Genomic DNA, 21,700 nt, shown 5'->3' on the forward strand with positions numbered 1-21,700 from the left:
CTTTAGTGACCGGATCCGCCACCACCGCGCTGGGACACATGCCATGGCAGCAGCAGGCGCTCGCACGCCTCGACCACGAAGAACAGCGCCGTGCCGAGCAGGCCGAGCAGCATGAGGCAGACGAACACACGCGGCGTGTCGAACTGGCCCTGTGCGGTCAGGATGGCAAAGCCCAGCCCCTCCGAGCCCGCCACGAACTCGCCGACGATGGCGCCCACCAGCGCGAAGGAAATCGCCACCTTCAGGCCCGCGAAGATGCTCGGCAGGGCGTTGGGAAAGCGGATCTTGCGCAGGATGGCGAAGGACGAGGCGCGGCTGGCGCGGGCCAGGTTCACCATGTCCGGATCCACCGACCGCAGGCCGAGCACCGCGTCGATGACGACGGAAAACAGCGCCAGCATCAGCGCGATGGCGATCTTCGGCTCCACGCCCGTGCCCATCCAGATCACGAACAGCGGGGCCAGCGCCACCTTCGGCACGCTGTTGAGCGCGACGAGGAGCGTATAGACCGTGCGCTCGATAAACTTCGAATGGACGATGCCCACCGCCAGCGCGAGCCCCACCACCACGGCGAGGCCGAAGCCCGCGAGGGTGGTGTAGAGCGTGAAGGCGGACATCTGGAGGAAATAGCCCGGCGACAGCAGGAATTCCTGCCAGATGACGCTGGGCGCCGGCAGGATGATGGGCGCCGGCTTGAAGACGTAGACCGCCGCCTCCCACAGGATGAGCACTGCAATCAGCAGGCCCACCACCATGCTCACTTCCACCAGCGAGGTGGGCAGGCGCTGGGGCATGGGCGGATCAAGAGTCTCGGTGGCGCTATTCTGGGTGGTGCTGTTTCCAGAACCGCTCATGGGGCATCGTCCTTCAGCACGCCGAGGCTGGCGAAGAGGTGGCGGACACGGGCGACATAGCGGCCGAACTCCGGGCTTTCCCGCATGGCGAGATGCCGGGGCCGGGGAAGGCCGATGTCGATGACCTCGACGATCCGGCCCGGATTGCGGTCCATGATGACCACCCGGTCGGAGAGGAAGATGGCCTCGGTGATGCCGTGGGTCACGAACACCACGGTCTTGCGCGTATCCTGCCAGATGCGCGCGAGTTCGAGGTTGAGATCGTCGCGCGTCATGGCATCGAGGGCGCCGAACGGCTCGTCCATCAGCAGAAGCTTGGGATCACACAGCAGCGCCCGGCAGATGGCGGCGCGCTGGCGCATGCCGCCGGAAAGCTCCCAGGGATGACGGCTTTCAAATCCGCCAAGCCCGAAGCGCCCGAGCAGCGCCAACGCGCGCTCGCGCACCGCCGGCCCCTTGAGCCCGGCGAACTCCGCCGTGATGAGCACGTTGTCCAGGATGGTGCGCCAGTCCAGCAGCACGTCGCGCTGGAACACGATGCCCATGTCCTTCGGCGGGGCGGCAAGCACCTGGCCGTCCACGCGGATCGTCCCGGCGCTCGTGCCTTCGAGGCCGGCGATGCACTTGAGCAGTGTGGACTTTCCGCAGCCGCTCGGCCCGAGGATGGAGACGAACTCCCCCTCGTTGACCTCAAGGTCGATGCCCCTCAGCGCGGTGACGGGGCCGCGCGGCGAGCCATATGTCTTGCGCAAGCCGGAGATGGAGAGATAGGCCATGGTGGCGTCCGTCATCGAGGCGACGTGCCCGTTCACTGAATGAACTCGTTGGTGAAGTAGGTGGCCGGGTCCGTGCCGGGCTTGATCGCGCCCGCGTCCACTGCCGACTTCGCCGCCTTCGCCCAATCGTCCGGCGACTGGTAGCCGATGGGCTTGCCCTTGGTGTTGGGCGTGTCGAAGAAGTCGATGGTGAGCTTGATCTGGTCGGCCAGCACCTTCTTGTCCAGCTTGGCGTTGGGGCGCTGCTTGATAATGGCGTCGGCCGCCTCGTCGATATGGCCGTCGCGGATGTAGGCCCAAGCCTTCTGCTGCACCTGGACCAGCTTCTTCAGCGCATCCTTGCGGGTGTCGATGGTCTTCTCGGTGGCGATGAGGCCGTAGCTCGGGAAGGTGATGCCCACGTCTTCGGCAAGGATCGCCTTGGAGGGGCGGTTGGCGGCGGCCACGGGAATGGCGGAGGGCTCGGTGGACATCAGGCCGTCGGCGCGCTTGGCGGTGTAAGTGCCCCACACGGCAGACGGATCGACGAACATCACATTGACGGTGGTGCGGTCGAGGCCGCCCTGCTTGAGCCAGTAGTCGATGAAGGGCGCCCAGGGGCTGGCGGCGAAGACCACGAGGCTCTTGCCCTTGAAGTCGGCGACCTTGGCGACCGGCGAATCCTGATCGACGAGAACCGCGAGATCGGTCCTTTTGTCGAAGCCGGCGAAGGCCTTGGCGGTGGAGCCGTTCTCCCGCGCCTGCGGCAGCAGGCCGACCTGGATCTGGCCGACATCCGCCTGCCCCGCATTCACCAGCTGAAGCGTGTTGCCGGAGCCGCGACCGTCCTGAATCTCCACGTCGAGGCCGGCATCCTTGAACCAACCCTTTTCCTTGGCGAGGTGCATGCCCGCATGCACGCCCCAGGGCGAGAAATCGAGACGGATCGTCATCTTCTCCTCCGCCGCGGCAGGGCCGGCGGCGAGCGGGCCGGCGAGCAGGGCGGTGGCGGCGGCAGCCCGGACGAGGCGGGCGGCGATGGACGTCATCTTCATTATTGCGATCCCCTCTTCGGCATCGAAATGAGACTATATGGTCCAATATGCCTTGCAAGAGGATTTATGCACCAATCTCAGCAAATGCTTTGTGCAGTTCGTCTCTTGACGCAAACGAGGATCCTAACTAACCATTTGGTCCAATAACGAAGGAGATATGTCGTGGGGACACTCACCGGCCTGGAGCGCACCTCGACCGGCGCCCGCATCGGCGTCGATATCGGCGGCACCTTCACGGACCTTGTGCTCGCGGATGGACGCGGCGCGGTGTTCCACCGTAAGGTCGCATCCACCCCCGCGGCGCCGGAGGAAGCGGTTCTGGAAGGCGTCGCCGCCATCATCGCCGATGCCCGGCTGACGCCCGCGGAGGTGACGGAGGTGGTGCACGGCACCACGGTCGGCTCCAACACCCTGCTGCAGAAGGTCGGCGCCCCCACCGGCCTCATCACCACCAAGGGGTTTCGCGACGTGCTGGAGATCGGCCGCCTGCGCACGCCCTCCATGTTCGATCTCCAATGGGAAAAGCCGGTTCCGCTGGTTGCCCGCCGCCATCGCAAGGAGGTGTCCGAGCGCATCGCGGCCGATGGCACCATCCTCGTGCCGCTCGATGAAGCAGCCGTGCTCGAAGCTGCGCAGGAGCTGGTGGATGCGGGCATCTTCTCCTTCGCCGTCTGCTTCCTCAACAGCTACCGCAATCCCGCCCACGAGCAGCGCGCCGCCGCTTTGATCGCCGCCCACTTCCCTCAGGTGCAGGTCACCAGCTCGATCTCGGTGCTGCCCGAGGCCAAGGAATATGAGCGCACCAGCACCACCGTCGTGAACGCCTACGTGCGGCCGGTGCTTGAGGCCTATCTCACGCGCCTGGAACGCGGCCTTGCCGATGCCGGCATCGATGCACCCCTGCTGGTGTGCAATTCCAACGGCGCCCTCGCCTCCTCTGGCACCGCGCGGGAAAAGCCGGTGTTCTTCATCTCGTCCGGCCGGGCGGCCGGCGTGGTCGGGGGCTCGCGCCTCGGCGCGGCGCTAGACATCAAGGATCTCGTGGTGTTCGACATGGGCGGCACCACCGCCTCCGCCTCGCTGGTGCAGAACGGCGAGCTGACGCGCGTGAGCGAATACGAATTCCGCGCCGGCATCTCCACGCCCAGCCGCTTCATCAAGGCCGGCGGCTACATGATGAGCGTGCCCACCGTGGACGTGGCCGAAGTCGGCTCCGGCGCCGGCTCCATCGCCTATGTGGACCAGGGCGGGCTGATGCGCGTGGGTCCCGTCTCGGCCGGCGCCGACCCGGGCCCCGCCTGTTACGGCATCGGCGGCTCGCGGCCCACGGTGACGGACGCCAATCTCCTGCTCGGATACCTTCCCGCCCAGCTCGCCGGCGGCTCGCGCGCCCTCTCGGTGGAGGCGGCTCGCACGGCCATCGCCCGCGATCTCGCCGACCCGTTCGGCCTCACGCCGGAGGATGCCGCCTGCGGCGTGCGCGACGTCGTGAACGCCAACATGGCCCGCGCCATCCGCGCGGTGACGGTGGAGCGCGGCGTCGATCCGCGCGACTTCACGCTGGTGGCCATCGGCGGCTCCGGCCCGGTGCATGCGGCGGACATCGCGCGTCTTTTGTCCATGCCACGGGTGCTGGTGCCGGCCTCGCCCGGCGTGTTCACCGCCATGGGCATGCTGGCGGGGGATGTGGAGCGCTATTTCATCCGCCCGTTCGCGGTGAAGCTCGCCGATTTTCAGCCGGCCGAGGCGGAGACCGCCTTCGCTGCGCTGGAGGCCGATGCCCGCGCCGCCCTCGCGGGCGAGGACGTGGCCGAGCACCTGATGAGCGTGACGCGCGAAGTGGACATGCGCTTCCGCGGCCAGGAAATGTCCCTCTCCGTGCCCTATCTGGCGGACCGGGATGCGCTGCACGCGGCCTTCAAGGCGGCCTATGAGGCCATCTACAGCTACTCCTCCTCCGACACCATCGAGGTGGTGAGTCTGCGGGTGATCGGCCGAGGCCTCAGGCCCGGCAAGATCGACTTCCGCGCCGCCCATGCTCGTGGGGAAGGTTCGAGCGAACCGGAGAGCATCCGCAAGGTCTATTATGGCGCGGAGCAGGGCCACATCGATACGCCGGTCTATGTGCGCACGCGCTGCCCCGCCCGCATCGTCGGCCCCGCCGTCATCGAGGGGGCGGACAGCACCGTGGTCGTGCCCCCCGGCGCCACCGCCGAGGCGGACGCCCACGCCAATCTCCTGATCACCCTCGCCTGACGGGATCGCGCCATGCTCGACCAGACCGACAAGACCATCGATCCCGTCACCTTCGCGGTGCTCAAGAGCGCGTTCGAATCCATCGTGGACGACATGGCCTACACGGTCATGCGCACCGCCCGCTCCCCCATCGTGCGCGACGTGCTCGATTATTCCGCCACCATGTGCGACGCAAAGGGGCGCATCCTCGCCCAGGCGAAGACCGTGGCGCTGCACCTCGGTGCCGTGCCGGACGCCATGGAGGCGATCCAGCGCCACTATGGCGACGATCTCAATCCCGGCGACGTCATCATCCTGAACGATCCCTATGACGGCGGGATGCACCTGCCGGACATCTTCATGTTCAAGCCCATCTTCGACGGGGCGCAGCACATCGGCTATGCCGTCGTGATCTGCCACCATTGCGACGTGGGCGGCCGCGTGCCGGGTTCCAACGCCTCGGATTCAACGGAAATCTTCCAGGAGGGGCTGCGCATTCCGCCCTTGAAGCTGTTCGACAAGGGCGTGCGCAACAAGACCCTCTTCGACATCATCTCGAAGAATGTGCGCCTGCCCGATCTCGTCATCGGCGACCTTGAGGCGCAGCTCGCGACCTGCGCCCTGGGTGAGCGGGAGTTCCTGCGCCTCACCGAGAAGTACGGCATTCCGCTGGTGGAGAAGTTCCTCGCCGAGTTTCTCGACTATGGCGAGCGCCTCGTGCGCAAGGCCTTCGCCGCCTGGCCCGATGGCGCCTATTCCTTCACCGATTACATCGACGGCGACGGCTTCGACGAGAGCGAAATTCCGATCCATGTGACCATCACGGTCAAGGGCGACCACATCGGCGTGGATTTCGAAGGCTCGTCGCCGCAAGTGAAGGGCGCCATCAACTCGACGCTGTCCTTCGTAAAGTCGGCGACCTACCTCGCCGTGCGCTGCGTGCTCGATCCCGATGTGCCGAACAATGCGGGCCTCTATCGCTGCATCGACGTGAGCGCACCGAAGGGCAGCGTGCTCAATCCCGAATTCCCCGCCCCCGTCGCCGCGCGCGCCCTCACCGGCTACCGGGTGGTGGACACGGTGCTCGGCGCCCTCGCCGCCATCGTGCCCGAGCGGGTGTGCGCGGCGGGCGAAGGCGGCAACACGGTGGTCTGCCTCGGCGGCTATGACACCCAGACCCGCGAGCCCTTCATCGTGGTGGACATGATCAACGGCGCGCTCGGAGCGCGGGCGACACGGGACGGCATCGACGCGGTGACGAACCCCTCGCAGAACATGTCGAACATGCCGGTCGAGATCATGGAGGCGACCTATCCGCTCATGATCGAGGAATATGCGCTGCGCGATGATTCCTGCGGCGCCGGCCGCACGCGGGGCGGTCTCGGCGTGGTCCGTCAGTATCGCCTGCTGGCCGATGAGGCGGTGATGCAGCTGCGCGCGGACCGCTATGTCCATGCGCCCTACGGCCTGTTCGGCGGCAAGCCGGGCGCGCTCTCGCGCAACCTTCTGTCCGAGGCCGGCAATTTCGAGCTGCTGGCCAGCAAGGTCACGCGCAACGTGACCAAGGGAACGGTGATCCGCCACGAGCAGGCCGGGGGCGGCGGCTACGGCGATCCCCTGACGCGCCCGCCGGAAGCCGTGCTGGAGGATGTGCTGGACGGCAAGATCAGCCCCGCCTATGCCCGCGACGGATTCGGCGTGCTGGTGGTGAACGGTGCCGTCGATGCCCACGCGACAGCCGCGCTGCGCAGCGCCATGGCAGGGAACGGATCATGAGCACGGTGCCGGGCGATTTCTCCCGCTTCGCCATCAACCAGATCACCACGCCCTCCCTCTCCCTCGCCGAGGCGGTGGACACCTATGCGCGCCATGGCGCGCGCGGCATCGGGGTCTGGAACCAGTATCTGGACGGCATCGCCCCGGCCACCGCCGGCCGGCTGATCCGCGATGCGGGGCTGTTCGTGCCGTGCCTGTGCACGACGGCGTGGGTCAATCTGGCCGATCCCCTCGCCCGTGCGGCGGCCATCGACGAGAACCGCAGGCGGCTCGATGCGGCGCATGCGCTCGGTGCGGCGTGCCTCGTCGTGGTGCCCGGCGGCCTCGCCACCGGCGAGAAGGACATCGGCGCGGCCCGCAGCCGGGTGGCGGACGCGCTGGCCGAGCTTCTGCCCCATGCCCGCGCCGCTGGCGTCGCCCTCGGCCTCGAACCCCTGCATCCCATGTTCGCGGCCGATCGCTCTTGCCTCAACACCTTCCGCCATTGCCTCGACCTGGTCGAGGCAATGGGCGCCGGCACCGGCATCGTGGCCGACGTGTACCATTGCTGGTGGGATCCGGACTTCGCGGCGGGCCTGAAGGCAGCCGGCGCCGCGCGCATCCTCACCTTCCACCTGTGCGACTGGCTGGTGCCGACGCGCGATGTGTATCAGGACCGCGGCATGGTGGGCGACGGCGTCATCGACATCGCCTTCTATCGCCGTCTCCTGGACGAGCTCGCATACGATGGCCCGTTCGAGATCGAGATCTTCTCGAAGCTCGACTGGTGGACCCGTGATGCCGCCGAAACGACACGCATCAGCCTGGAACGGTGCGAGCCGTTCGTCGCACCACGCGCCCGCGCGGCAGTTTGCGGTTGACGGAGCCGATGTCGCGCATCCTCATGACATCATGGTCGAAAAGGAAGGCTCGGTCGTGAGCGAGAAGCCCCGCAAGCGCGATTCCATCGGAACGCAGGACAAGATCCTCGCGGCTGCGCAGATGGAGTTTGCCCGGCGGGGGTACGATGGGGCGCGGGTGGACGCCATCATCGCCCGCGCCAAGATCAGCAAGAACCTGCTCTATCATCACTTCAGCTCCAAGGAGGAGCTGTATGTGAAGGTGCTGGAGCGCACCTACGAGGCCATGCGCCGCCGGCAGGAGGAAATCCCCCTGACCGGCCTCGAACCCGTGGCGGCGATCCGCCGCCTGTGCGACGCGACGTTCCAGACCTTCATCGAGGAGCCCGAGGTCATCGTGATGATGAACTCGGAGAACATCCATCGCGGGCGCCATGTCGCCAAGTCGCCGATCATCCGCCAGCTTTACAGCCGCCTCGCCGGCGCGGTGGACGCCATCCTGCGGGAGGGCGAGCGCAAGGGGGTGTTCCGGCAGGGCGTGGACGCCATCGATCTCTACATCTCCATCTCGGCGATGGGTTATTTCTACATCTCGAACCGCTTCACTTTGTCCATGATTTTTGACCGCGACCTGATGCGCCCGGACTTTCTGGAGCAGCACAGGAAGACCATCATCGACATGACCCTCGCCTATCTCACCGAGGGCGCCCCCAACCCGCCGGCCGACGGCGGCGAGGCGCCGCAAGGGGCTTCGGGGAACGCGATGCCCCAACCCGAAATCGCGGCGCCCGGCCGCAGGAAGCGCGTGATCGCCAAGGTCTGACGCCCGCCCGCCGAAGCAAAAGCGCGACACCGCCCCCGAGGAAGCACGACACGAAATGCCGCCCCCGCCTTCCACCGCGCCCGATAGCCTTCTCATGGCCGGCGGGCTGGCCACCGCCTTCCGCTCCATTCCGCAGGACGAGGCGGTCGCCGTCCTCACCCGCCACTTCGGCGTGGCGGGGACTTTGACGCGGCTCGATACCGAGAAGGACGATACCTTCCTCGTGAACGGCGCGCGGGGCCGCCACATCGCCAAATTCTCCAATCCGGACGAGGACCCACGCGAGATCTCGCTGCAAGCCGAACTGCTCGACCACGTGGCGAAGGCCGATCCTCTCCTGCCGGTGCCTCGGGTGGTGCGGACGCTGGGAGGAGAAGCCTTCCTGTCGCACGAGGACGGACACGGGCAGGTTCGGCTGGTGCGGGTGCTGACCTATCTCGAGGGCACGCCGCTCGACCGGATCGAGGCGACCGGAGAAGAGCGCGAGAAGCTGGGGGCCATCCTCGCCCGCCTGCGTCTGGCCATGGCCCGCTTCTCCCACCCCCACGACACCCGCGAGATCGCCTGGGACGTGCAGCATCTACCCAAGCTTGCCTTCCTGGCGGAACGGATGGAGGACAGGGACCGCCGTCGCCAGCTCGAACGCGGGCTCGATCGCTTCATCACGCTGCAAGGCCGGCTCGCCGCCTGCCGCACGCAGGTCCTGCACAACGATTTCAGCCGCTCCAACGTGGTGGTGGATCGCGGACGGCCGCAGTTCATCTCCGGCGTCATCGATTTCGGCGACGTCGTGCGCACCGCCATCGTCATCGACCTCTCGACCGCGCTTCTCAACCAGCTCAGCCCGGTGGGATCGGATGGCATGTTCGACGCCGGCCGCGACCTGTTGCGCGGCTACCTCGGCGTGGCCGACCTGACGCCGGACGAACTGCGGCTTCTGCCGCACATGATCATGGCCCGCGTGGTGGCCCGTGCGCTCATCACCACATGGCGGGCGGAACAGTTTCCCGACAACGCGACCTACATCCTGCGCAACACGCACCAGAGCTGGTCGCAGCTGGACCATTTCCTCAGCCGCTCCATCGAGGAGGTCAGCGAGACCTTTCTCAGCGTTCGACCCCGCATTCAGTCCGCCACGTGAAGGAGGCGTTTCCGACATGACCCAAGTGAAGGAACGCAAGACCAACGTCGGGATGGTGAACGGCTTCGATCCGTCCAACATCTCCGCCCTCGATCCCGCGACACGGGACATGGTGGCGCGCCGTCAGGCGCTGCTCGGCCCGGCCTACCGCCTCATGTACGCCCATCCGGTGGAGATCAAGCGCGCGAAGGGCACCCTTCTCTGGGACAGCGCCGGCAACGAATATCTCGACGCCTACAACAACGTCGTGTCCGTCGGCCACTGCCATCCCCGGGTGGTTGAAGCGGTCTACGAGCAGATGCAGACGCTGTGCACCCACACACGGTATCTTCAGGACGGCATTCTGGACTTCGCGGACCAGATCGTCCCGACCTTCGGCGCTCCCATCCGCCACATCATGTTCACCTGCACCGGGTCGGAGGCCAACGACCTCGCGCTGCGGATCGCCATGCACCACACCAGGCGCAAGGGCATCGTCATCACGTCCGAGGCCTATACCGGCAATTCCTTCCTCACCGCCGGCCTGTCGCCGTCGCTCGGGAAGAAGTCGCCGCTCGGCGAGTGGGTCCGGCGCATTCCGGGGCCGGATTCCTACCGCATGAGCCACGCGGAGATCGCGGCGACGCTCATCCGCCAGCTGAAATACGAGATCGAGGGACTGGAGCGGCGGGGCGAGGGGCTGGCCGCCTTCATCGCCGATTCCCTGTTTTCGTCGGACGGCATCTATGCCGATCCGACCGACATTCTCGGGCCCATCGCCGAGGTGGTGCGCGCCGCCGGCGGCGTGATGATCGCCGATGAGGTGCAGGCGGGCTTCGGCCGTTCCGGAGACACGTTCTGGGGCTTCCAGCGCCACGGCCTTCAGCCGGATATCGTCACCATGGGCAAGCCCATGGGCAACGGCTTCCCCGTCGCCGCGGTAGCCGTCGCGCCGCACGTCATCGAGCGTTTCGGCAACGAGATGCGCTATTTCAACACCTTCGGCGGCAATACCGTGGCCATCGCCGCCGCGCGGGCGACCTTCGATGTGCTGAAGTCGGAGAGGCTGCAGGAGAATGCATCCCGCATCGGACAGATGATCCGGGAGGGCATCCGGGAGATCGCCAAGTCCGATGAGCGGATCGGCGATATCAGGGGCGCCGGCCTCTATATCGGCGTGGAATTCGTGAAGGACCGGTCCACCAAGGCGCCGGACTCCGCCACCGCCCTCGCGGTGGTGGATGGGCTGCGCCAGCGCCGGGTGCTGATCTCGGCGACCGGGTATCACGCGAACACGCTGAAGATCCGGCCGCCGCTCGTGTTCTCGGCGGCAGATGCCGATCGTCTCCTCACCACCCTGGCCGAGACCCTGAAGGCCGTGTGATCGGCCCAGCCGCCGCAAGGTCCTTGCGGCGGCCGGACTCCACCGTCAGGCGGCGGTTTTCAGCGTATCGGCGATGATCGAGACGATGGTGTCGATCTGGTGCTTCTCGACGATCAGGGGCGGCGACAAGGCGATGATATCGCCGGTGACGCGGATGAGGAGCCCCTTGCGGAAGCACTCGACGAAGACGTCATAGGCCCGCGCACCCGGCGCGCCGTCACGCGAGCGAAGCTCGATGGCGCCGACGAGACCGAGGTTGCGGATATCCGCCACGTGCGGCAGGCCCTTCAGGGAATGCAGGGCCTCCTGCCAATAGTCCGCAAGCGCCGCCCCGCGGGTCAGGAGTCCCTCCTCGGCATAGATGCCCAGCGTCGCAAGCCCGGCCGCGCACGCCACCGGATGGCCGGAATAGGTGTAGCCGTGGAACAGCTCGATCTGGCTTTCCGGGCCGGTCATGAGGCCATCATGGACCTTCCGCGAGGCGAAGACGGCGCCCATGGGAATGGCCCCGTTGGTCAGGCCCTTGGCGGTGGTCACGATATCCGGTGTCACGCCGAAATAGTCCGTCGCGAACGGCGTGCCGAGGCGGCCGAAGCCGGTGATGACCTCATCGAAAATCAGCAGGATGCCGTACTTGTCGGCGATGGCCCGCAGGCGCTCCAGATATCCCTTCGGCGGCAGGATGACGCCAGCCGAACCGGCCATGGGCTCGACGATGACGGCCGCGATGGTCTCGGCGCCGTGCAGGGCGACGAGCCGCTCCAGATCCTCGGCCCGTTCGATGCCATGGGCCGGCAGGCCCTTCGAGAAAGCGTTGCGCTCGGTGTCAAGCGTGTGGCGCATATGGTCGGCTGGGATCTGCGGGAAAACCCTGCGGTTGTTGACGAGGCCGCCCACCGAGATGCCGCCGAACCCGACGCCGTGATAACCCTTCTCACGGCCGATGACGCGGGTGCGCGTGCCCTGCCCGATCGCCCTCTGATAGGCGATGGCGATCTTGAGCGCCGTATCCACCGATTCCGAACCTGAGCCTGTAAAGAACACGCGGTCGAGACCGCCCTCCTTCCCGCCCGGCGCGATGGCGGCGAGCTTCTCGGCGAAAGCGAAGACGATGGGATGGCCCATCTGGAAGGTGGGAGCGAAATCGAGTTCGCCCAACTGGCGCGCGACAGCCTCCGCGATCTCCTTGCGGCCATGGCCGGCATTGACACACCAGAGCCCGGCCGTGCCGTCCAGAACCGTGTTGCCGTCGATGTCGGTGTAATACATGCCCTGCGCGCCCGACAGCAGCCGGGGCGCGGCCTTGAACTGGCGGTTCGCCGTGAACGGCATCCAGAAATTGTCGAGACTGGGCTGATTGGACCGGACGTGAAGGGTCATGCCGCTCTCCTCATGGCTGCCTTCACATCGGCCAATTGGCGAGACTGAACAAGTCGTTTTCTGGTGCGATCTATCTCATTGAAAATATGTGTCTCTGATGGCATTGTTTTCGATATTCGCAACACCCGAAACGGGGGCTTCCGCCATGGACATCGGGGACCGGCTGCGCCAGCTGCGATTCCTACACGGTATCTCCCAGCGCGAATTGGCCAAGCGGACGGGCGTGACCAACTCGACCATCTCGCTGATCGAGTCGAACACCTCGAACCCCTCTGTCGGCGCCTTGAAGCGGATTCTGGAGGGCATCCCCATCGGCCTCGCGGAATTCTTCGCGTTCGAACCGGAGGCACCGAAGCAGACGTTCTATGCCGCCGAGGAACTCACCGAGATCGGCAAGGGCGCGATCTCCTATCGCCAGGTGGGCGAGCGCCTGTTCGGTCGCAAGCTGCAGATTCTCAAGGAATGTTATCAGCCGGGAGCCGACACCGGCGTCGTCCCGCTGGTCCACGAGGGCGAGGAAGGCGGCATTGTCCTGTCCGGCCGGCTGGAGGTGACGGTCGACGCCGTGCGGCGCATCCTGGGTCCCGGCGACGCCTATTATTTCGAGAGCCGCCGCCCGCACCGCTTCCGCTGCATCGGCCCGCGCCCCTGCGAGGTCATCAGCACCTGCACCCCGCCGAGCTTCTGACGGCCGCCCTATCCGGCGTGCGCGACCCAGGCCGGGAAGAGATGGCCCAGCGCGGCGCTCAGCATCTCCATGGCGATAGCGGCCAGCACGATGCCCATCAGGCGCTTGGAAATGCTCAGCGCGGTCGGAGAGAGGACGGAGGAAAGGGCGGGTGCCGAGGCCATTGCGATGCCGAAGAACACCACGTAGCCGATGAGCCCGAGATAGAATCCCGCCGCGCCGCCCGCGGTGGTGCTGGAGCCGGAGAAGATGATGATTGTCGTCATCGTTCCCGGCCCGATGGAAAGGGGAATGCCCAGAGGGTAGACGCCGAGGCTGGAAGCGGAGCTGAAGGTCTTCTTTTCCGCCTCCGTACCGGCGTGCGCGCTGTGTTCCTCGCCGCTGAGCATGGAGAGCGCGAGGAGCAGCACAATGAGGCCGCCCGCCAGCTGGAAGTGGGTGACATCGATGCCGAACATGCCCAGCACGAACCGTCCGCCCAATGCGCAGACAAGACAGCCGAGCGCCACCGTCGCGTTCAGCACCAGCATGGTGCTGCGCCGCTCGGCCGGCAAGCGGTCCGCCGTCAGGCTGAGGAACACCGGGATGATCGTCAGCGGATTCATGATGGCGAAGAGTGCCGCGAACAGCTTGGCGGACAGCGTCAGATCGATACCGGCAAAGTTCACGTCGCAAGCCCCCTGCGGCGGACGAGTCAGGATGCCACCGTCCCTAGGTGTTTAATCCCGGCATGTGGTGGGTTGGAGTGAGCGTGAAACATTCTGGCTCTGAAGTCCATCGTTTGGAAAACCGGAACGGGGGATGGTCCCCTCGGAAGGCCGGTCGAGGCGCTCGGTCGATGCGGCAGGACAGAGCCCACGCGGGATAGCTTCGACGGGAAGCGCCGAACAACCGGCGTTCATGCCAGAAATGTTGCGGCGCAATATTGAATAAAACCCGCAAGACAACCATGCGGCGTCGCGCCTGTTACATACTCAATAAGTATCGAAACATACCCAGTTGATCTTAGAGAATGCGCCTCTGCGCGTATAGCTTCACGCTGCGGCCATACCCGGGCTGGAAGCGCTCACCTCCCTCCCGGAACACTATGGCGGTGCCTCGTCTCCATCCGGGCCCGCACCATGCCACTTCCCGCGTCGGCGGGGCGACGGCATGCCGAGACCGGGACTCTTCCTGTCGCTGACGGCGCCTCGTTCGCGAACGACGCCACGGCGATGAGCAACAAGCAAAACCATTGAGGAAAGCCCGATGCCAAACCGCCTTCCGCTCACGCGGGATGTCAAGGAGATCATCGACGCTGGGTCAATGACCGGCGCCCGGTGGGCCGTGGTCGGACTGTGTTTCGTCATTGCCCTGCTCGACGGCTTCGACACCCAGTCGATTGCCTTCATCGGGCCGGCCATCGCGCAGGATTTCAAGATGAATCCCGCGGACATGACCTGGGTCATCACGGCCAGCATCATCGGCATGGCGATCGGCGCCATCGGGCTCGGCAGCTTCGGCGACCGCTTCGGGCGCCGCAAGGCCATCATGATCGCGATCGCCCTGTTCGGTGCCTTCTCGCTGGCCGGCGCCTATGCGACATCGCCCACGCAGATCATCGTGCTGCGCTTCCTGATCGGCCTCGGCATGGGCGGCGCGACGCCCTCCGTGCTCGCGCTGACCGGCGAGTACAGCACGGCGCCCAAGCGTGGGCTGATGATTACCGCCGTGCTGCTCGGCCTGCCCGCCGGCGCGATGCTGGGCGGCCTGATCGCGGCGAGCTGGCTGCCGGTGCTCGGCTGGCGCGGCATCTTCCTGCTCGGCGGCGCGCTTCCGCTCGCTTTGCTGGTCGTCATTTACGCCCTCCTCCCGGAATCCCCTGCCTTCCTCGTGTCCCGCAACAAGGCCGGCGACCAGGATCTGGCGCGGCGCCTCCTCGGGCGCATGACCGGCCAGATCGTGCCCGCGGATGTGCAGATCATCAGCCCGGTCCAGGTGGAGAAGGGGGCGTCCATAGCCGGACTGTTCGAGGCGCGCTATCGCGGCGTCACGCTGGCGATTTCGGCGATCTACCTGTTCAACTGGATCGCCTGGTTCCTGCTGCTGCAGTGGCTGCCCACCGCACTGACCACGCTGGGCCTCGAGAAGGCGCAGGCGGCGTACGGCACGGTCACGGTCAATGCCGCGTTCATCGCCATGGCCCTGCCGCTGTCGGCGCTCCTGCCCAAGGTTGATCCGCGCAAGCTGTTGACTGTGATGTTCATGGTCGGCATCGCCGTGGCGATCGGCCTTGGCCTTGCGGGCGACCGGTGGCCGGTGGTCTTCACGCTGATCGCCCTTGCGGGCTTCGGCATCGGCGGCCAGCAGCTCGTGCTGAACTACCTGATCGCCAACGCCTATCCGACGCAGCTGCGGGCCACGGCCACCGGCTGGGGCATCGGCATCGGTCGCTCCGGCGCCATCGTCGGCTCGGCCGTCGGCGGGCAGCTCCTGTCCGGCGCCGGTCCGTCGGGATACTTCATGGCGCTGGCGATCCCCCTCGCGCTCGCCGCGTTCGCCACCCTCACGGTGCGCCGGACGTCCAGCGAGGGCGCCGCCGTTCCTGCCGCCTCGCACTGAGCGCGCTCCCGCGGGGCCTCCAGCGGCCCCGCGGTCTCCGCCCGAGATCCAGCCGCACAGAAGGGGAAAACCCGTGTCGGACCAGACCACCCGCCCTCAACGCTTCGCAGGCAAGAACCTTGTCGTCACCGGCGCAGCCCAGGGTGTCGGCAAGCAGGTCGCGCTGGACGCCGCCGCCGAGGGAGGCCGCGTGCTGGTGGTGGACCGTTCGCTCATCGTCGCCGAGGTGGCTGCCGAGATCGAGGCAGTCCATGGCGCCGGCCGCGCCGTGGCGATGGTGGAGGATCTTGAGACGTACGCCGGCAACGACCGGGTGATGGCGCAGGCCGATGCCGCGTTCGGCAAGATCGACGTGCTGGTGACCAATGTGGGTGGCGCCATCTGGATGCGGCCGTTCCAGGAGTTCGACGAACGCCAGATCACGGCGGAGATCAGCCGCTCCCTGTTTCCCACCCTGTGGGGCTGCCGCACCGCTTTGCCCTACATGCTGCGCGAGGGGCGCGGGGCGATCGTGAACGTGTCATCCATCGCCACCAAGGGCATCAATCGCATTCCCTATTCGGCGGCCAAGGGCGGCGTGAACGCCCTCACCGCCTCCCTTTCCTTCGAGCTCGCGGGCACGGGCATCCGGGTGAATGCGGTTGCGCCGGGCGGGGTTTCGGCACCGCCCCGCCGCGTGCCGCGCGGCACCGATCCCATCTCCGAGCAGGACAAGGCGTGGATGCAGGAGGTGGTGGACCAGACCCTGCGCACGACCCATCTCGGCCGCTATGGCGAGCTTCAGGAGATCGCCGCCGCGATCCTGTTCCTCGCCTCCGACGAGGCCTCCTACATTACCGGGACCGTCCTACCCGCGGGCGGCGGCGACCAGGGCTGACAGGCGGCAGCCCCGAGCCTATTCGGCGAAGGACGGCCGCGTCGGCAGATTGTGCTCGGCGCTGAGCCAGGGCGGGTTCTCCGCATACATCTCCCTGATGACCTCCTTCACCAGATCGATGTAGGGCGAGGTATCGCCCACCCGGTGATAAAGGATCACAGGAGACGTGGCGCGCTCCCCCTCGAGCAGACGGTAGTGCACGTCGCTGCGCATCTGCCGCGCCGATGAGGGGATGACGCACAGACCGGTTTCGGCCGCGACGAGGCCGAGCGCGGTCTGGATTTCGCGCACCTCCTGCACCTCCGCCGGCCGGACATCGTGCCCGTGCAGCAGATTGAGCACCTGGTCCGCATAGCCCGGGCGCGGCTCTTTCGGATAGACGATGAGCTTCTGGCCCGTCAGCGCACCGATGGGCAGGGGCGCGCTATCCTGGGCCAGCGGCGTGTCCTTGGGGATGGCGACGGTCAGGCGCTCCTCGCGCAGAACGATCTCCACCACACCGGAATCGCTGTGGTGCAGGCGGCCGAAGCCGATGTCGATGCGCCCTTCCTTCAGGGCCGGTATCTGCTGCACGGACATCATCTCCAGCACCTGGATCTCGATATCCGGCGTCCGGTGGCGCAGCTTGCGCACCAGCGAGGGCAGCCCGCCATAGAGGGTGGACGCCACGAAGCCGATGGACAGCACGCTGTTCTGGTTCAGCCCCACGCGCCGCGTCGCCGCGCGCATCTGTTCGACCCGCCCCAGCACCTGCAAGGCCTGCTCGTAGAACAGCCGGCCCGCCTCCGTCAGCCGCACCGGACGGCTGTTGCGGATGAGGAGGGCGACGCCCAGTTCGTCCTCCAGCGCCTGAATCTGACGGCTCAGGGGCGGCTGGGCGATGTTGAGCTGCTGGGCGGCGCGGGTGAAATTGCGCTCCCGCGCAACCCCAACGAAATACCGAAGCTGGCGAAGATCCATCCCACGCCCCCTCCGCGGGCACAATTTTTATGGTCGTTTACGGTATGTTGCGGTGCGGCAAGCTGCAGTTCCATTACATTTTTTCCGACATAATACCCACTGAGTATAATTGTAAACACAAAAGGTTTTGGACGGCGGCGCCCCTCATCCGCAAGGTGTCGCCATGAACGCGACCTTTGCACATCCCATCCCGACCTCTGCTCCTGCCCGCGCCGTCATCGAGCGGGTGGAGACGGCGCTGATCGACCTTCCGACCATCCGGCCGCACAAGCTCTCGGTCGCGACCATGAACGGCCAGACGCTGATGCTGGTGCGCGTTCTGTGCAGCGACGGGGTGGTCGGCATCGGCGAGGGAACCACCATCGGCGGCCTCGCCTATGGCGGTGAGAGCCCGGAGAGCATGAAGCTCGCGGTCGATACCTATTTTGCGCCCCTGATGGTGGGCCAGGACCCCACTGCCGTGCGCGCGCTGATGCTGCGCATCGGCAAGATGGTGAAGGACAACCGCTTCGCAAAGAGTGCCGTCGAGACCGCCCTTCTGGACGCGCAGGGCAAGCGGCTCGGGCAGCCGGTCAGCGAATTGCTGGGTGGTCGCCTGCGCTCCCGCCTGCCGGTGGCCTGGACCCTCGCATCGGGCGATACCGCCAAGGACATCGCCGAGGCGGAGAAGATGCTGGAGCTGCGGCGCCACCGCATCTTCAAGCTGAAGATCGGGGCGCGGACGCCGGCGGCCGACGTCGCCCATGTCGCGGCCATCAAGCGCGCGCTCGGAGACCGCGGCGCGGTGCGGGTGGACGTCAACATGGCCTGGAGCGAGACCGAGGCGGCCTACGGCATGGCCGCCCTCGCCGATGCCGGCTGCGAGCTGGTCGAGCAGCCCGTCGCCACGGCCGCCGGGCTGTCGCGGCTGGTGCGCCGTTTCCCGGTGGCGCTGATGGCGGACGAGTCGCTCCAGGGGCCGGAGAGCGCCTTCGAGATCGCGAAAAACGCCGGCGCCGACGTGTTCGCCATCAAGATCGAGCAGAGCGGCGGCCTGTTCCAGGCCCAGCGCGTGGCGGCCATCGCCGATGCGGCCGGCATCGGCCTTTATGGCGGCACCATGCTGGAAGGCGCGGTGGGCACCATCGCCTCGGCCCAGCTGTTCTCCACGTTCGTCAACCTCCAGTGGGGCACCGAACTGTTCGGACCGCTGCTGCTGACCGAAGAAATTCTCGCCACGCCCCTCACCTACGCGGACTTCGAGCTGACCGTGCCCGCCGGGCCGGGCCTCGGCATCGCGCTCGACGAGGACCGCGTGGACTTCTTCACCCGGGGCAGGCCCCGCAAGACCACGAGCGTCGCCGTGTAGGGCGCGCCACACCCGGTTCAACAATTTGCACGAACGCGCAGCCGACCCGGGGCGAATTCAGCCCTGCCGCCGACGAAGCGCAGCATCTCGAGGGAGGATAGCCATGCCAGCGACTGCCGAAAGGACCCCTGATCTCGATCTCCTGCTCGCGACCGCGGTGCAGGACGACAAGGAGGCCGGCGTCTTCCGCTGCCGCCGCGACATCTTCACCAACGAAGAGATCTTCGAGCTGGAGATGAAGCATATCTTCGAGAGCAACTGGGTGTATCTGGCCCATGAGAGCCAGATCCCCGAGAACAACGATTACTACACCACGTCCATCGGCCGCCAGCCGGTGGTGGTGACGCGGGACAAGGCGGGCCAACTCCACGCCGTCATCAATGCCTGCGCCCATCGCGGTGCGCTCCTGTGCCGGCGCAAGCACGGCAACAAGGGCAGCTTCACCTGCCCCTTCCACGGATGGACCTTCTCCAACACCGGCAAGCTGCTCAAGGTGAAGGATGAGAAGACCACCCAGTATCCGCCCCAGTTCGCCAAGAACGGCTCCCACGATCTGAAGCGCGTGCCGCGCTTCGAGAGCTACCGCGGCTTCCTGTTCGGCAGCCTGAAGGAAGATGTGGCACCCCTCGCCGACTATCTCGGCGAGACCAAGGCCATCATCGACCTGATCGTGGACCAGGCACCGAACGGCCTTGAAGTGCTGCGGGGGAACTCGTCCTACATCTATGACGGCAACTGGAAGCTCCAGATGGAGAACGGCTGCGACGGCTATCACGTCAGCTCCGTTCACTGGAACTATGCCGCGACCATGGGCCGCCGCAAGATGGAAGGCACCAAGGCGGTCGACGCCAACGGCTGGAGCCGTTCCGTCGCCGGCGTCTACGGCTTCGACAATGGCCACATCCTTTTGTGGACCAACACGATGAACCCCGAGGTGCGCCCGGTCTACGGCCACCGCGAGGAGATCGCCGCCCGTGTCGGCCAGGAGCGGGCGGACCTCATCGTCAACCAGACCCGCAACCTGTGCCTCTATCCCAACGTGTTCCTGATGGACCAGTTCAGCACGCAGATCCGCGTTGCGCGGCCCATCAGCGTGGACAAGACGGAGATCAGCATCTTCTGCTTCGCCCCCAAGGGTGAAAGCGCGGAGGACCGCGCGCTGCGCATCCGCCAGTATGAGGACTTCTTCAACGTCTCCGGCATGGGCACGTCGGACGACCTTGAGGAGTTCCGCGCCTGCCAGATCGGCTATGCCGGCATCTCCGCCCTGTGGAACGACCTGTCGCGCGGCGCGCCCCTGTGGATCGAAGGTCCCGACGAGAACGCAATGCGCCTGGGCATTCGTCCTCTGCTCTCCGGCGAGCGCAGCGAGGACGAAGGGCTGTTCGTGCGCCAGCACGAATACTGGGCGAAGGTTATGCGCCAGGCCGTGTCGCCCCGCGAGACGGGAGTTGCGGCATGACCATCTCCCTCGAAGCCGCCCGCGCCTTCCTCTATCGCGAGGCGCGCCTCTTGGACGACCGCGCGTGGGACGAATGGCTCACCTGCTACGCGCCCGATGTCACCTACTGGATGCCCGCCTGGGACGACGACGACCGGCTCACCGAAGATCCGCAGTCGCAGATCTCGCTGATCTACTATGCCGACCGCGACGGGCTGGAAGACCGCGTCTTCCGCATCAAGACCGAACGCTCCGGCGCCTCCACGCCGGAGCCGCGCACGAGCCACAACGTGACCAATGTCGAACTGCTGGCCACGCGGCCGGGCGAGGTCGACCTCCGGTACAATTTCCACACCCTCAGCCACCGCTACAAGGTCACGGACCAGTTCTTCGGAACGATGTTCGTCACCCTGCGTGAGGATCAGGGGCAGATCATCATCTCGGCCAAGAAGATCGTTCTGAAGAACGACTACATCCGCCAGGTCATCGACGTCTATCACGTCTGACAGGCATCGATATCCGGCCCAGGGAGGGTTCCATGTCCAGCCATACCATCGCGCTCAATTTCGAGGATGGCGTCACCCGCATCATCGATTGCAAGGCGGGCGAAAAGCTGCTTGACGCGGCGTTTCGCAACAAGATCAACCTGCCCATGGACTGCTCGGACGGGGTCTGCGGAACTTGCAAGTGCCGCGCCGAAAGCGGCGCGTATGATCTGGGCGAGGACTATATCGAGGACGCACTGACCGCCGACGAGGCCGCGCAGGGGCTGGTGCTAACCTGCCAGATGGTGCCGTCCAGCGACTGCATCATCGCCGTGCCGGTCAGCTCGCTCTCCTGCAAGACGGGGCTTCAGAAATTCGCCGCGACGGTGGCGCAGGTGAGCCTCCACAACGACGCCGCGGTCGTCCTGGAACTGGACGTGGACGGCCCTGCGCCCGCCTTCCTGCCGGGGCAATACGTCAACATCGACGTCCCGGGCACCGGCCTCAGCCGCGCCTATTCCTTCTCCTCGGCGCCGGGCGAGACGCGCATCTCCTTCCTCATCAAGAGGATTCCCAGCGGCCTCATGAGCTCCTGGCTGGCGCGGGCGAAGCCGGGCGACAAGCTCACTCTCAACGGTCCGCTGGGCAGCTTCTACCTGCGCGACACAAGCGCGCCGCTGCTCTTCCTCGCCGGTGGCACGGGCCTCGCGCCCTTTCTCTCCATGCTGGAAGTGCTCGCCCGCGCCGGCTCGCAGCAGCAGATCCATCTTGTCTACGGCGTGACACGCGATCTCGATCTCGTGCAGGTGGAGACGCTCGCAGCCTACACCGCACGCCTGCAGGGGTTCGGCTTCACCACCGTGGTGGCTGACGAAGCTTCGGCCCATCCGCGCAAAGGATGGGTCACACAGCACATGCCCGACGACATGCTCCGCACGGCGCCGGACGTCTATCTGTGCGGTCCCCCGCCCATGGTCGATGCGGTGCGCCATCATTTCGAGGCTACGGGCGTGACGCCCAACTGCTTCCACTACGAGAAATTCACGCCCAACGCGCCGCTGAAGGAAAGCGCCTAGGGC

The 21,700-nt window shown here is 66.5% G+C and carries 19 protein-coding genes; 13 read left to right on the forward strand and 6 right to left on the reverse strand.

Going from position 1 to position 21,700, the window contains the following annotated elements; all coding sequences use genetic code 11:
• Positions 1-2 precede the first annotated feature (2 nt).
• Genes XAN126_RS0118300 through XAN126_RS0118310 form a run of 3 tightly spaced genes read right to left on the reverse strand, consistent with a single transcriptional unit; the run spans position 3 to position 2,664 of the window.
• The gene (locus XAN126_RS0118300; RefSeq protein ID WP_245272276.1) at positions 3-854 is read right to left on the reverse strand and encodes an ABC transporter permease; all 852 of its coding nucleotides are present in this window, start codon (positions 852-854) and stop codon (positions 3-5) included.
• Entirely contained in the window at positions 851-1,666 is an 816-nt protein-coding gene (locus tag XAN126_RS0118305) for an ABC transporter ATP-binding protein (RefSeq protein WP_348550912.1), read from the reverse strand. Before XAN126_RS0118305 ends, XAN126_RS0118300 begins: the two co-directional genes overlap by 4 nt.
• Entirely contained in the window at positions 1,663-2,664 is a 1,002-nt protein-coding gene (locus tag XAN126_RS0118310; RefSeq protein ID WP_024280033.1) for an ABC transporter substrate-binding protein, read from the reverse strand. Before XAN126_RS0118310 ends, XAN126_RS0118305 begins: the two co-directional genes overlap by 4 nt.
• Positions 2,665-2,826: 162 nt before the next feature.
• Here XAN126_RS0118310 and XAN126_RS0118315 point away from each other — a divergent pair, with 162 nt between their 5' ends.
• From XAN126_RS0118315 to XAN126_RS0118340, 6 genes are read left to right on the forward strand one after another with little or no spacing between them, the layout of a single operon-like run.
• Positions 2,827-4,920 (forward strand): hydantoinase/oxoprolinase family protein, encoded by a 2,094-nt coding sequence (locus XAN126_RS0118315; RefSeq protein WP_024280034.1) that lies wholly within the window; start codon positions 2,827-2,829, stop codon positions 4,918-4,920.
• Positions 4,921-4,932: 12 nt separating this feature from the next.
• Positions 4,933-6,675, forward strand: a complete 1,743-nt coding sequence (locus tag XAN126_RS0118320) for a hydantoinase B/oxoprolinase family protein (RefSeq protein WP_024280035.1) — start codon at positions 4,933-4,935, stop codon at positions 6,673-6,675.
• Positions 6,672-7,535 carry a sugar phosphate isomerase/epimerase family protein gene (locus tag XAN126_RS0118325; protein WP_024280036.1) on the forward strand — a complete coding sequence of 288 codons (864 nt, stop codon included), beginning with the start codon at positions 6,672-6,674 and terminating at the stop codon, positions 7,533-7,535. Before XAN126_RS0118320 ends, XAN126_RS0118325 begins: the two co-directional genes overlap by 4 nt.
• A 55-nt stretch (positions 7,536-7,590) precedes the next feature.
• Complete coding sequence (locus XAN126_RS0118330) at positions 7,591-8,337, forward strand: TetR/AcrR family transcriptional regulator (RefSeq protein ID WP_245272277.1); 747 nt, start codon at positions 7,591-7,593, stop codon at positions 8,335-8,337.
• Between the two features lie 55 nt (positions 8,338-8,392).
• The gene (locus tag XAN126_RS0118335; RefSeq protein ID WP_024280038.1) at positions 8,393-9,478 is read left to right on the forward strand and encodes a phosphotransferase; all 1,086 of its coding nucleotides are present in this window, start codon (positions 8,393-8,395) and stop codon (positions 9,476-9,478) included.
• Between the two features lie 16 nt (positions 9,479-9,494).
• Complete coding sequence (locus XAN126_RS0118340; RefSeq protein WP_024280039.1) at positions 9,495-10,841, forward strand: aspartate aminotransferase family protein; 1,347 nt, start codon at positions 9,495-9,497, stop codon at positions 10,839-10,841.
• 45 nt (positions 10,842-10,886) lie between these two features.
• Here the strand turns inward: XAN126_RS0118340 and XAN126_RS0118345 are convergent, their stop codons facing one another.
• Positions 10,887-12,221 (reverse strand): aspartate aminotransferase family protein, encoded by a 1,335-nt coding sequence (locus XAN126_RS0118345; protein WP_024280040.1) that lies wholly within the window; start codon positions 12,219-12,221, stop codon positions 10,887-10,889.
• A 97-nt stretch (positions 12,222-12,318) separates the two neighbouring features.
• On the opposite strand from XAN126_RS0118345, the gene XAN126_RS0118350 reads away from it, so the two are divergent.
• On the forward strand, positions 12,319-12,909 hold the full coding sequence (locus XAN126_RS0118350) for a cupin domain-containing protein (RefSeq protein ID WP_051460632.1): 591 nt from the start codon (positions 12,319-12,321) through the stop codon (positions 12,907-12,909).
• Between the two features lie 8 nt (positions 12,910-12,917).
• Here XAN126_RS0118350 and XAN126_RS0118355 read toward each other — a convergent pair whose 3' ends face one another.
• On the reverse strand, positions 12,918-13,577 hold the full coding sequence (locus XAN126_RS0118355) for a MarC family protein (protein WP_245272278.1): 660 nt from the start codon (positions 13,575-13,577) through the stop codon (positions 12,918-12,920).
• 580 nt (positions 13,578-14,157) lie between these two features.
• On the opposite strand from XAN126_RS0118355, the gene XAN126_RS0118360 reads away from it, so the two are divergent.
• Together XAN126_RS0118360 and XAN126_RS0118365 are read left to right on the forward strand one after the other, a co-directional pair.
• Positions 14,158-15,510 carry an MFS transporter gene (locus XAN126_RS0118360; RefSeq protein ID WP_155982346.1) on the forward strand — a complete coding sequence of 451 codons (1,353 nt, stop codon included), beginning with the start codon at positions 14,158-14,160 and terminating at the stop codon, positions 15,508-15,510.
• Positions 15,511-15,583: 73 nt separating this feature from the next.
• Positions 15,584-16,387, forward strand: coding sequence for a 1,6-dihydroxycyclohexa-2,4-diene-1-carboxylate dehydrogenase (locus tag XAN126_RS0118365; RefSeq protein ID WP_024280044.1), 804 nt, complete (start codon positions 15,584-15,586; stop codon positions 16,385-16,387).
• Positions 16,388-16,405: 18 nt separating this feature from the next.
• Here the strand turns inward: XAN126_RS0118365 and XAN126_RS0118370 are convergent, their stop codons facing one another.
• Positions 16,406-17,347 carry a LysR family transcriptional regulator gene (locus XAN126_RS0118370; protein WP_024280045.1) on the reverse strand — a complete coding sequence of 314 codons (942 nt, stop codon included), beginning with the start codon at positions 17,345-17,347 and terminating at the stop codon, positions 16,406-16,408.
• Between the two features lie 163 nt (positions 17,348-17,510).
• Between XAN126_RS0118370 and XAN126_RS0118375 the strand changes: the two genes are divergently transcribed.
• From XAN126_RS0118375 to benC, 4 genes are all read left to right on the forward strand, one after another.
• Complete coding sequence (locus XAN126_RS0118375; RefSeq protein WP_024280046.1) at positions 17,511-18,695, forward strand: muconate/chloromuconate family cycloisomerase; 1,185 nt, start codon at positions 17,511-17,513, stop codon at positions 18,693-18,695.
• 103 nt (positions 18,696-18,798) lie between these two features.
• Positions 18,799-20,157 carry a Rieske 2Fe-2S domain-containing protein gene (locus XAN126_RS0118380; RefSeq protein WP_024280047.1) on the forward strand — a complete coding sequence of 453 codons (1,359 nt, stop codon included), beginning with the start codon at positions 18,799-18,801 and terminating at the stop codon, positions 20,155-20,157.
• Positions 20,154-20,642 carry a benzoate 1,2-dioxygenase small subunit gene (gene benB, locus XAN126_RS0118385; protein WP_024280048.1) on the forward strand — a complete coding sequence of 163 codons (489 nt, stop codon included), beginning with the start codon at positions 20,154-20,156 and terminating at the stop codon, positions 20,640-20,642. Before XAN126_RS0118380 ends, benB begins: the two co-directional genes overlap by 4 nt.
• A 32-nt stretch (positions 20,643-20,674) precedes the next feature.
• Positions 20,675-21,697, forward strand: a complete 1,023-nt coding sequence (benC, locus tag XAN126_RS0118390) for a benzoate 1,2-dioxygenase electron transfer component BenC (RefSeq protein ID WP_024280049.1) — start codon at positions 20,675-20,677, stop codon at positions 21,695-21,697.
• Positions 21,698-21,700 lie beyond the last annotated feature (3 nt).

This window comes from Xanthobacter sp. 126 (assembly GCF_000526175.1).
In the GTDB taxonomy this organism is placed as follows: Bacteria; Pseudomonadota; Alphaproteobacteria; order Rhizobiales; family Xanthobacteraceae; genus Xanthobacter; species Xanthobacter aminoxidans.